Here is an 11056-nt window from a genome sequence, read left to right on the forward strand (position 1 = left end):
GGTCTGTGTCTGGGGGGGGGGTTCGTTGGGGGGCTGGGGGGGGGGGGGGGGGGGCCCCGGGCCCTGGGGAGCCCGGGGCACCACCGGCTCATCGGGTTCAGCCGATCGCGCAGGATGCGCCGTTGAACCAGAAGGCGGACGGGTTGGCGTCGCTGCTGGACCAGGTGGCCCGGAAGCCCCACTGGACGCTGCCGCCCTGCGGGACGGTGGCGTCGTAGGACACGTTCCGGGCGTTGACGCTCGGGCCGCTCTGCGACACCGAGGCGTTCCAGCTGTTGGTGACGGCGTTGTCGCCGGGGAAGGTGAAGCCGAGGGTCCAGCCGTTGACCTGGCCGAGGCTGTTGTTGACGACGGTGACGTTGCCGACCATGACGCCGGACCACTCGCTCTTGTTGTAGACGACCCGGCAGGCCGCGCCGGTCGGGTGCATCTGGACGACCGTGATGCCGTAGACGGGCACGGTCTGGGTGGTCGGGCTGCCGCTCTGGGCGGTGCCGATCGAGTGGGCGTTCTTGAGGTAGGAGTGGACGGTCGGGGTGGCGGAGGAGGGGGTGAACCCGGTGTAGGAGAGGTTCACCGTGGCGTCGTTGTTCGGGTCCTTGTTGATCAGCATGACGTCCACGTCGCCGTTGGCGCGGCGGACGGCGTGCGCGGTGAGCAGCGAGGACGAGCTGGCGGCCTTGACGAGCGTGTCGCCGGGCGCGCCCAGCCTGCTGATCATCTGGATGCCGTAGTAGACGGGGAAGGGCGAGTTGACGGCCGGCTCGCAGGGGGAGCCGCTGGAGACCATGCCGCCGTCGTTGTAGTCGGTGGCGCCCTCGACGGTGGTCACCTTGGTGCAGTCGGTGCCGTTGCGCAGGTCCCACCAGTCGACGTTGAACGCGCCGTTCTCCAGCCAGGTGAGGTAGTCGTCCGGGGCGAACAGTCCGTTGGGGGAGGTGTCCAGGTAGGCCTGGGCGTTCGCCTCGGTCACCGCGATGCCGACGTTCGGGGCGTTGGATCCGGCGTACTGGTTGATCAGCGAGCGTACGGCGCCGGTGATGTTGGCGTCCTGGGCCTGCGGCTTGGTGAGCAGGTCGGCGGGGCTGGTGCTGGTGGGGTAGGCGTGCACGATGGCGAAGTCGATCTTCGAGCCGGCGATCGACAGGACGGTGTGGTTCCAGTCCATGGTGTCGCCCGGGCCGACGATGCCGTCCGGCCAGTAGCCGGGGGTGGTCAGCACGGCGCCGATCTTGATGCTCGGGTCGGCCGCCTTCATCGCCGAGATGTACTGGACCAGGTTGATCGCGTAGGTCGTGGCGCTCTTGCTGCTGTGGGTGTCGTACTCCCAGCCGTTGCCGTTGCTGTACTCCCCGTTGCCGTAGACCTCGTTGCCGACCTCCCAGTACTTGACGCCGTAGCCCTTGGTGACGTTGGCGTACCGGACCCAGTCGGCGGCCTCCTGCGGGGTGCCCGAGCCGTAGTTGGCGGTGATGATCGGTTGCGCTCCGGCGGCGCGCACGGTGCCCATGAAGGCGTCGAAGCCGGTGTTCGGGGCGACGTACGCGCCGCCCTCGGCGGTGCCGGTCTGCCAGTGGTAGACGTCGGAGTGGCTGCCGCCGGGGTAGCGGACGGTGTTGATGCCGGCCGTGCTGAGCAGGCCGGGGGTGGCGGCGGCGTTCATGTTGGCGTCGTAGACCGGGATGTTCACGCCGACGCCGGTGACGGGAACGGTGGCGAGCTGCAGGGCCGCGTCGACCGACACCGACACGGAGTTCGCGGCTGCCGCGGACGGCGCCACGGCGGCGATCGCGCCGGTGACCGCGAGCGACAGGGTCGCCGCGACAGCTATGACGCGTTCACGACAGAGGTGGATGGATGATTTCACTGCGTCCCTCCAGGGGTGGGGGTGCGTGGTGTTCGGGTGGGGGATCGAACTCCCGCGTTCTGGACGGTGGGGCCCGGCGGCTGCTCGGGGTCGGGCCCGGACGCGAAGCGTGTTCCGTTCGGGATGCGGGCCGGCGCGGTGGGCCGCGCGCGGTCGCCGGGCGCATCGTCAACTCCTCTCGGGCGAAAGTTCGGTGAGGCGGAGAAGGACGGCGGACGGGGCCGTCGGCAGGGTCAGGGTGAGTTCGGCGGTGTCCGGGTGCCAGACCGTGGCGGCCCGGCTGGACGGCGGGTAGAGAACCTCGACGCGGACCTCGGCGCCGGCCAGGTGGGGCAGGTCGAGGTCCCGGACGGTCTCCCCGCCGGAGCGGCGCCAGGCGGTGACGTAGGTGGTGGCCGGGGTGTGCAGCGCCAGGGCGGTCCACGGGTCCTCCCAGCCCGGGAGCCCGAGCGGCCAGGCGGGCAGCGCCTCGGGGAGGTCGGCCCGGATGGACTTGTACACGGCCACCGCCTCGTGCACCAAGTCCCGCTGCTCCGGGGACAGTTCGGCAAGCCGACCGGAGAGGTGGATGCGGCCGAGGAGCGCGCAGACCATGGTGAGGGCGACTTCCTCGGGGGAGTCATCGGGCAGCGGGTATGCCCAGACGGCGCCCTGCTCGGGCGTGACGGCGGTGGGGGCCGCCGCCGCGATGGGCGGGTAGCGCAGCAGGTCCTGCTGGTCGCTGGTGGACTGGAGCTGGAGGCGGGAGAGCAGGGCGTGGTCCATCCGCATGCCGCCGGACGCGCAGTTCTCGATCACCAGCTCCGGGTACCGGTCCAGGATGCCGTCCAGCCAGTCGAGTTGGGCCCGGTTGTGGCCGAGCAGCCCCGCCGCGGGGGCCTCTCCCGGCCGGCCGCTGGTACCGGAACCCGGATCGGTGTTGTGGTCGAGCTTGAGGTAGCCGATGCCCCAGTCCCCGACCAGGCGGTCCACCACGGCGTCCAGGTGGGCGCGGGCGGCGTGGTGGCGCAGGTCCAGGTGGTACCGGCCGCCGCCCTCCTCCACCCGCCGGCCGTCGCGGCGGAAGTACGCCTCCTCCGGCAGGGAACCGGCGACCGGGCTGTGCACCCCGACCGCCTCCGGTTCCAGCCACAGGCCGGGAACCATGCCGCACTCCCGGATGCGGTCCAGGACCTCATGGATCCCCTTCGGCCCGGGGAAGCGGGACGCCGACGGCTCCCAGGCTCCGACCGAGCTCCACCAGTCGTCGCCGTCGTCGTACCAGCCGGCGTCGATGACGAAGTACTCTGCACCCGCCTCGGCGGCGGCGTCGACCAGCGGCAGCAGCTTGGCCGTGGTCGGGTCGCCCATCAGGCAGTTCATGTAGTCGTTGAAGATCACCGGCAGCCGGCGGTGGTCGAGGTGCGGCCGGCGGGTGGCGCGGCGGTAGCGGGTGAGGGCGGCGAAGGCGCCGTCTGGCCCGCCGTCCGCACAGAACGCCAGGGCCACCGGCACCGTACGGAACTCGGCGCCCGGCTCCAGCGGGTGGCGCCAGCCGTGGTCGGCGTCGTCGGGGCCGTACAGCGCCGCGTACGCGGTGTCGTCGCGCACGCCGCACTCCCAGCGCCAGCCGCCGCCGTTGTGCTCGATCTGCCAGAGCCAGGTGCGGCCGGTCGCACGGTCCGTCAGAGCGCCCATCGGCAGCTGCCCGCAACTGGACCACACGCCCTGACCGGCCACGACGTGAGTGCTGCGGCCGGCGGTGGTGTGGAAACGGCCTCCGCGATCGGGCGAGGACACCCGCAGCGGTCGGCGCTGCCACCGGCACTCGGCGAACCACTCGTTCTCCGCCCACAGCAGGTCGGCGTCGTCCAGCGCCGCCGGGTCGCCCCCGGTCAGGCAGCCCGCCACGAGCGAGCCGACCGACTCCAGGTGCAGCGTCCGCGGCCCGTCGTTGCGCAGCAGCACCTCGCTGCGCAGCACCGGCAGGCCGTCCGGGGACCGGTAGACCGCCTCGGCCGTCAGGCCGGTCTCCGGCTCGTGGAGCTCGACGGTGAGCACGTGCCAGTCGCCGTCCCGGGCCGCCCGGTGGGAGCGGTGGCGTAGCCGTCCGCCGAGGACGGTGTTGATCAGGTGCCGGCCCGACCAGTGCCGGCCGAGGCCGGCGGTCGTCACCTCGACCAGTGGCAGCGGTGCGCCCGGGCGCGGCGTGCCGTTCCGCTCGCCGGGCGCGCCGATGCGGACCAGGCGGGGCGCGCCCTGCTCGCCCAGGGCGATCTCCATCTCCAGGGCGTCGTGGCCCCAGCGGATCGTCTCGTGCGGGTCGGTCATGGTGCCTTCCTCGGTGGGGAGCCGCGGCGGGAGGTCAGTGTGCGCGCAGGACCGCGCAGCCGCCGGGCGGCAGTTCGCTCAGCGGACCGTCCGTGAGCAGGTCGTGGCCCGGCCGGGGCAGTGCTACGGCCTCGGCGCGGTGGTTGAGCAGCACGTGCCAGCCGCGCCCGTCCGGGGCGTGCCGGGTGACGGCCTCGACCCCGGGCGCCAGGCCCGGCAGCTCGGGAACGGCACCGGCCTGCGCGAGGAGCCGGTCGACCAGGGCGGCGTAGCCGGCGTCGTCGAGGCGGGTGGACAGGTACCAGCCGTGGCCGGAGCCGAAGGCGTGGCGCGTGAGCGCCGGGCTGCCGGCGAGCATGCCGTGGGTGTAGGCGGCGAGCGCCTCGGCGCCCTCGGTGCGCAGGGACTCGCTCCAGGAGGTTGCCGTCGAGCCGTCGGAGAGCGCGATCCGCTCGTCCTGCGGCAACGGGCGGTACTCCTCGACCCGGATGCCGAGCGCCTCGCGCAGCGGTGCGGCCGGGTAACCGCCGAGCCGGGAGTGGAGGCGCTCGTCGACCATGCCGCTGACGTGCTGGACGAGCAGGGTGCCGCCGTCCGCGACGTAGCGGCGCAGGTTCTCGGCGCCCGCGTCGGTGAGCAGGAACAGGGCGGGGGCGATGACCAGCCGGTAGCGGCCCAGGTCGTGCTCGGGGTGGGCGAAGTCGACCGTCCGGCCGGCGTCCCAGAGCGCCCGGTGGGCGCGGCGCAGCGCGCCGAGGTAGTCGAGCTCGGAGGACGGGAGCCCGTCGACCCCCATCGCCCACCAGGCGTCGGAGTCGTGCAGCACGGCGACCTCGGCCCGGACGGTGGAGCCGGCGAGCTCGCCGAGCCGGGCGACGGCCTCGCCGGTGGCCGTGACCTCGCGGAAGGTGCGGCTGTCCGGCCCGGCGTGCGGGACCATCGCCGAGTGCCACTGCTCGGCCCCCGCCCGGGACTGGCGCCACTGGAAGAACAGCGCGCCCTCCGAGCCGCGGGCGATGTGGGCGAGCGAGTGGCGCAGGATGTCGCCCGGCTCCTTGGCGAGCACCCGGTCGTTGGTGTACACGGTGTTGGTGCCCTGTTCCATCAGCAGCCAGGGGGAGCCGCCCGCGAAGGACCGGGCCCTGTCGGCGTCGAAGGCGGCCTGCGCGGCGGCGTCGACGCCCGGTGCGCCGGGGTAGTGGTCGATGGAGACCAGGTCGACCTCGCGGCCGAAGGCCCACAGGTCCAGGTTCTGGTAGCCGGGCAGCATGAGGTTGGTGGTCACCGGGCGGTCGCTGTAAGCGCGGATCGCGTCGCGCTGCTCGCGGTAGGCGGCGAGGGTTTCGTCGGACCAGAAGCGGCTGAAGTCCAGTGCCTGGCCGGGGTTGCGGTGCCACTGGGTGGCCCGGGGCGGGAGGATCTGCTCCCAGGAGGTGTAGTGCTGGCTCCAGAAGGACGTTCCCCAGGCCTCGTTGAGGGCGTCGAGGGAGCCGTGCCGGGTGCGCAGCCAGACCCGGAAGGCGGCGGCGGTGTGGTCGCAGGGGCAGAGGGTGACGTACTCGTTGTGCACGTGCCACAGGGCGAGCGCCGGGTGGTCGCCGTAGCGTTCGGCGAGGGCGGCGGCGATGCGGCGGGCGGCCCGGCGGTAGGCGGGGGCGGTGAGGCAGTAGGTGTCCCGGCTGCCGTGGGTCAGGCGGGCGCCGTCGGGGCGGACCGGCAGGGCGTCGGGGTGGGCCAGGGTGAACCAGGGCGGTGGGGAGGCGGTGGGGGTCGCCAGGTCGACGGCGACGCCGGCCGTGTGCAGGCGGTCGAGGTGGGCGTCGAGCCACTCGAAGTCGTACCGGCCCTCCTCGGGTTCCAGCAGGGCCCAGGAGAAGACGCCGACGGTGGCGAGGTTGACACGCGCCCGGCGCATCAGCTCGCCGTCCTCCTTCCAGACCTCGGCGTCCCACTGCTCGGGGTTGTAGTCCCCGCCGTAGGCGAGGCCGCCGAGGCGGTCCGTGAGCCGGCCGATGTCCATCTGGGAACCGTCCTTCCGGGAGTCGCGGGAGTTCCGGGAGTGGGATCAACTGCGGTGCGGTGCCGGGGCGGTGCTCTCGCGGACGACCAGTTCCGGTGGCATCAGGAGGAGTTGGTCCTGCGGCTCCTCGCCCGCGGCGGTCGCGGCGATCCTCGCCATGACCTGGTCGACGGCGACCTGGCCGAGGTCCTTCTTCGGGCTGGTCACGGAGGTGAGTCGGGGGGAGTGCTGCTCGGCCATCGGGTCGGGACAGATGGCGATGACCGAGGCGTCCTCCGGCACGGTCCGCCCGCTGGCGCGCAGCAGGCTGAGCAGTGGACCGATCGCGGCCTCGTTCTGCACCACGAACCCGGTGGTGTCCGGGCGGTCGGCGAGGATGCGGGCCAGGGTGCCGGCGGTGCTCTCGTAGGTGCCCTCGCAGGGCCGGTGGAGGAAGCGCAGCTCGCGCCGCTCGGCGCGGGCGCGGAAGCCGTTGAGGGTGCGTTCGGCGTACCCGGCGTGGCGCCGGTAGACGCCGCTGCTGTAGCCGATGAAGGCGATGTCGCGGTGGCCGAGGTCGGCCAGGTGGTCGGCGCACAGGGCGCCCGCGGTGGCGAAGTCGTGGTCGACGCAGGAGAGTCCGGCGGGGTCGTCGGGCAGGCCGATGAGCGCGGCCGGGATGTCCTCGGCGCGCAGGACCGGGACGCGGTCGTCGTCCAGCCGGACGTCCATCAGGATCACGCCGTCGGCGAGGCCGGTGGCGGCGACCCGGCGGACCCCTTCGGGCCCTTCGTCGTTGGTGAGCAGCAGGACGTCGTAGCCGTGTTCGCGGGCGGCCACGGTGACGGCGATGGCGATCTCCATCATGGTGGGCACGTGCACCTCGGGGTGGAGCGGTACCACCAGGGCGATGATGTGCGAGCGCTTGCCGGCCAGGGCCCGGGCGCCCGCGTGAGGGTGGTAGCCGAGGTCGGTGATGGCCTGCTCGATGCGGGTCCTGGTCCCGTCGGAGATCGGGCGCTTGCCGCTGAGGGCGTAGCTGACCGTGCTGGACGAGACGCCGGCGTGCCTGGCCACATCGGCGAGTGTCACCATCGCTCTGCTTCCTTACGTGTCGGACGGGATCAGCCCTTGATCGCGCCGGTGAGGACGCCGGTGCGCAGGTGCTTCTGGACGAACGGGTAGACGATCACCAGTGGTACCAGGGTGAGGACCACGACCGCCATCTGCAGCGACAGCGGTGCGGTCTGCACCTGGGTGTTGCCGAAGCCGGAGTTGACGGAACCGGGCAGACCGTTGGCCCGGTTGACGTAGGTGAGCAGCACGTACTGCAGCGGCCACTTCTGGCTGTCCGTCGGCATGTAGAGCATGACGTTGAAGAAGGAGTTCCAGTAGCCCACGGCGTAGAACAGCGCGGTGACGGCGGTGACGGCGCGTGAGGTGGGCAGGACGACGGACCACAGGATCCGCCAGTCCCCGGCGCCGTCCATCCGGGCCGCGTCGATCAGTTCGGACGAGGTCTCCTGGTAGAAGGCGCGCAGCACCAGGATGTTGAAGACGGAGACGGCGCTCGGCAGGATCAGGGCCCACCACTGGTCGTAGCCGCCGAGGCCGGTGACCACCAGGAAGCTCGGGATCAGGCCGCCACTGACGAACATCGTGATGATCAGCAGCAGCAGGACGAAGCGGTGCCCGAGGGAGCGGGGCCGGGAGAGGCCGTAGGCGCAGAGGACGGACACGGCCATGGACACCGCGGTGCCGACCACGGTGATGCCGAGGCTCACCATCAGTGCGGTGACGACCGTCGGGTCGCTGAGCATCTCGCGGTACGTGTCGGTGGTCAGGCCGTCCGGCCAGATCACCAGGCCGCCGGCCCGGTTGATGGCGCCGGGGGTGGAGAAGCTGGTCAGGACGATGATCCAGAGCGGGACCAGGATGACGGCGAGCGTTCCGCCGAGCGTGAGCCCCTTGGCGGCCCGGCCGGCGGCGGTGGGCGGCTCCTCCCACGGCGGGCGGGCGGAGCGGGCCCGGCGCCGGGCGGCCACGGCCGCCCGGCGGCGCTTCTCGCGGCGGGAACCGATGGTGAGTGCGTTTGCGTTCGTCATTTGCGATACAGCCCGTCCTCGCCGAAGGCGTGCGCCAGCCGGTTGGCACCCCAGATGAGCAGCAGGGAGACCACGCTCTTGAAGAGCCCGGCCGCCGCGCCGTAGCTGTAGCCGCCGGTGGAGATGCCGTAGTAGAAGGAGAAGGTGTCCAGGACGTCCGCGGCCTCGTGGCCGACGGCGTCGCGCTGGATCAGGAACTGCTCGAAGCCGACGGACAGCGCGTTGCCGAGCCGCAGGACCAGCATCAGCACGAGCACCCCGCGCAGGCCGGGCAGGGTGATGTGCCACATCCGCCGGAACCGCCCCGCGCCGTCCGCCGCCGCGGCCTCGTACAGTTCGCTGTTGATCGCGCTCAGCGCCGCGAGGAAGACGATGATCCCCCAGCCCGCCTCCTTCCAGACCGCCTGGGAGGTGACCAGCAGCGCGAAGGTGTGCGGGTTGGTCATGATGTCCCAGGTGCCGATGTCGTGCTGGCGCAGGAACTGGTTGAGCACGCCGGCGCCGCCCAGCATCTGCTGGAAGATCGTGATCGCCAGCACCCACGAGAAGAAGTGCGGCAGGTAGACGACGGACTGGAAGAAGTTGCGGATCCGCTCGCTCGTCACCGAGTTGAGCAGCAGGGCCAGGGCGATCGGGACGGGGAAGAACAGGACCAGCTGGACGAAGCTCAGGTACAGCGTGTTCTTCAGCGCGGCCCAGAACGCCGGGTCGCCGAACAGCTGCTGGAACTGGTCGAAGCCCACCCATTCGCTGTGCCAGACCCCGACCAGCGGGTCGTACTCCTGGAAGGCGGTGACGGTGCCGAACAGCGGCACGTAGTTGAACACCAGGAGCAGGACGACCGCGGGCACCGTCATCAGCAGGAGCGACCTGTCGCGCCGCAGCCTGATCCGCCAGTTGAGCCGCGCGTGGCCGGCCGGGCGCTTCGGCGCTGCGGTGCTCACTGGCCGGTGCCGTACTTGTCGAGGACGTTGTCGGTCATCCACTGCTTGAGCCGCCCGCCGGGTCCGGACCGCCAGCTCGCGACGGCGTCCTGCACGTCGGAGACCTTCTTCTTGCCGTGGTAGCAGTCCTTGAGGGTGTCGTTGACGTTCGGCGCGGCCGCGGCGGTGGCGAGCGCCTGGGGCATGCTGAAGTTCATGCCCCAGAAGGGCGGCTTGGTGAGGTACTCGACGTTGGCGGCCGCCCAGCTCGTGTAGTCCTTGGTGACCTGCTCGCCGCCCGGGTTGCTGATCACGGAGGCGGGGGCGGCCAGGAACGGGAAGGTCGTCGCCTGGACGTCCTTCTTGCCCTCGTCGGTGAAGGTCGGCACGCCGTTGACCCGGGTGTGGTGGACGCCCTCGACGCCGTAGGTGACCAGGGTGTACTCGGCCGTGCCGTAGGGGGCGGCGAGATAGTTCGCGACGGCGAGCAGTTCCTCGATCTGCGCGGGCTTCAGGTCGGCGTTGAGGTAGCTGATCATGCTGGCGCCGGCGCCCATGTAGGCCACCGGAGTGCTCCTGCCGTCGGCGGCGATGGCGTTGAACGCGCCGCGCCGGTAGTTCGGGTCCGCGGCGACGCCGGACTGGTGGTCGGACAGGTTCCAGGCGCCCAGTCCGCCGCCCCCGATGAGCGTCTTCCCGCTGTAGAAGCGGGTGGACCCGTTGGCGACGTCACCGGCGAGCGCGTCCGGGTGCATGTAGCCCGAGTTGGCCAGACGGTAGTGCCAGTCGACGGCCTCCAGGAACTCCTGGGTCTCGAACATGTGGACCAGCTTGCCGTTGTCGATCCGCCAGTTCATCGGAACGTTCCAGGCCGTCTGGAGGTAGACCCACACGTCGTCGAAGGCCCACACGCCCCGCTTGGCGTCGGTCAGTTCCTTGCCGAGGTTCATCAGGTCGTCGGCGGACTTCACCTGGTCGGCGGTGATGCCCCGGGCTTCGAGCACGTCCCGGCGGTAGAAGGTGGCTCCGGGCATGCCGAAGCTGCTGGAGAAGCAGGGTATCCCGTAGAGCTTGTCGCCCCAGACCCCGTTCTGCCAGGCGCCGGTGGGGAGGGCGGCCAGGTTGGGGTACTTCTTGACGTTGTCACCGGACAGGTACGGGGTCAGGTCCGCGAGCTGGCTGCCGACCAGTCCGCCGGTGTTGAAGTTGGAGTTCCACCAGGAGGGCAGGTTGATCCAGTCCGGCAGCTTCTCGGCGGCGGTCATCGTCGGGACGATGGTGCTGTAGTTGATCCCGTCCGCGGGCTTCATGGTCAGCTCGACCCCGAGCGCCTTGTTCAGCGCCTGGTAGAAGGAGTTGCCGACCGGAGGGGCGGTGCCCCACAGCGGGGTGATCGCCGTGTAGCTGCCGCCCTTGCCCGGAACGCCGGAGACGCTGGTGGGCGGGGAGGCCGGGTACGAGAGGTAGCCCGGGTCGGTCGCGGCGTCGGACCGTCCCTGCGCGGGGGCTATGTCCGGCTTGACCGCGTTGGCGTTCGGCACGTAGGCCGGCAGAGCCGCCTTCAGGCCTTCCTTGGTGTTCGCCCCGGCCTTCTTGGTCGAGCCGCCGCCGCAGGCGGACAGCAGGGGCGCCATCGCGGCGGCTCCCGCGACCGTGGCGGCGGTACTCAGAAAGCTCCTGCGGTTCATCCCGGATCTCATGGTGGGGTGGCCCCTCTCCGTCGAAGCGCGGTGGAAGCACCGAAGCGTCGAAGCGCTTGGATGTTTCGGCGAGACTAACGACGCGTTACCGGTTGAGCAAGAGTCTGAACAAATCCAAAGTCGTTTGTGTCCTGGGGAGTTGACACATCTGT

7 protein-coding genes are annotated in these 11056 nt (G+C 71.4%); all 7 read right to left on the reverse strand.

The genetic code is table 11. The annotated features are described in order from the left end of the window. Positions 1-97 precede the first annotated feature (97 nt). Positions 98-1867 (reverse strand): cellulose binding domain-containing protein, encoded by a 1770-nt coding sequence (locus ACFV1W_RS30760; RefSeq protein ID WP_380420539.1) that lies wholly within the window; start codon positions 1865-1867, stop codon positions 98-100. 168 nt (positions 1868-2035) lie between these two features. Beyond that, a complete protein-coding gene (locus tag ACFV1W_RS30765) occupies positions 2036-4177 on the reverse strand; it encodes a glycoside hydrolase family 36 protein (protein ID WP_380420540.1) in 2142 nt (713 codons plus the stop codon). 34 nt (positions 4178-4211) lie between these two features. Further along, entirely contained in the window at positions 4212-6197 is a 1986-nt protein-coding gene (locus tag ACFV1W_RS30770) for a beta-galactosidase (RefSeq protein WP_380420541.1), read from the reverse strand. 45 nt (positions 6198-6242) lie between these two features. Beyond that, on the reverse strand, positions 6243-7271 hold the full coding sequence (locus ACFV1W_RS30775; protein ID WP_380420542.1) for a LacI family DNA-binding transcriptional regulator: 1029 nt from the start codon (positions 7269-7271) through the stop codon (positions 6243-6245). Between the two features lie 29 nt (positions 7272-7300). After that, the gene (locus ACFV1W_RS30780; RefSeq protein WP_380420543.1) at positions 7301-8281 is read right to left on the reverse strand and encodes a carbohydrate ABC transporter permease; all 981 of its coding nucleotides are present in this window, start codon (positions 8279-8281) and stop codon (positions 7301-7303) included. Further along, on the reverse strand, positions 8278-9225 hold the full coding sequence (locus tag ACFV1W_RS30785; protein ID WP_380420544.1) for an ABC transporter permease: 948 nt from the start codon (positions 9223-9225) through the stop codon (positions 8278-8280). Before ACFV1W_RS30785 ends, ACFV1W_RS30780 begins: the two co-directional genes overlap by 4 nt. Next, complete coding sequence (locus tag ACFV1W_RS30790; protein WP_380420545.1) at positions 9222-10892, reverse strand: ABC transporter substrate-binding protein; 1671 nt, start codon at positions 10890-10892, stop codon at positions 9222-9224. The genes ACFV1W_RS30785 and ACFV1W_RS30790 overlap by 4 nt, the downstream gene beginning before the upstream one ends. Positions 10893-11056: the final 164 nt, after the last annotated feature.

Source organism: Kitasatospora sp. NPDC059648 (assembly GCF_042734825.1).
Taxonomy (GTDB): domain Bacteria; phylum Actinomycetota; class Actinomycetes; order Streptomycetales; family Streptomycetaceae; genus Kitasatospora.

What these genes read in the sequence shown, in the direction of transcription:
- ACFV1W_RS30765 (WP_380420540.1), bottom strand. Translation starts at nt 4,177, where the DNA reads ATGACCGACCCGCACGAGACGATCCGCTGGGGCCACGACGCCCTGGAG.
- ACFV1W_RS30770 (WP_380420541.1), bottom strand. Translation starts at nt 6,197, where the DNA reads ATGGACATCGGCCGGCTCACGGACCGCCTCGGCGGCCTCGCCTACGGC.
- ACFV1W_RS30775 (WP_380420542.1), bottom strand. Translation starts at nt 7,271, where the DNA reads ATGGTGACACTCGCCGATGTGGCCAGGCACGCCGGCGTCTCGTCCAGC.
- ACFV1W_RS30780 (WP_380420543.1), bottom strand. Translation starts at nt 8,281, where the DNA reads ATGACGAACGCAAACGCACTCACCATCGGTTCCCGCCGCGAGAAGCGC.
- ACFV1W_RS30790 (WP_380420545.1), bottom strand. Translation starts at nt 10,892, where the DNA reads ATGAACCGCAGGAGCTTTCTGAGTACCGCCGCCACGGTCGCGGGAGCC.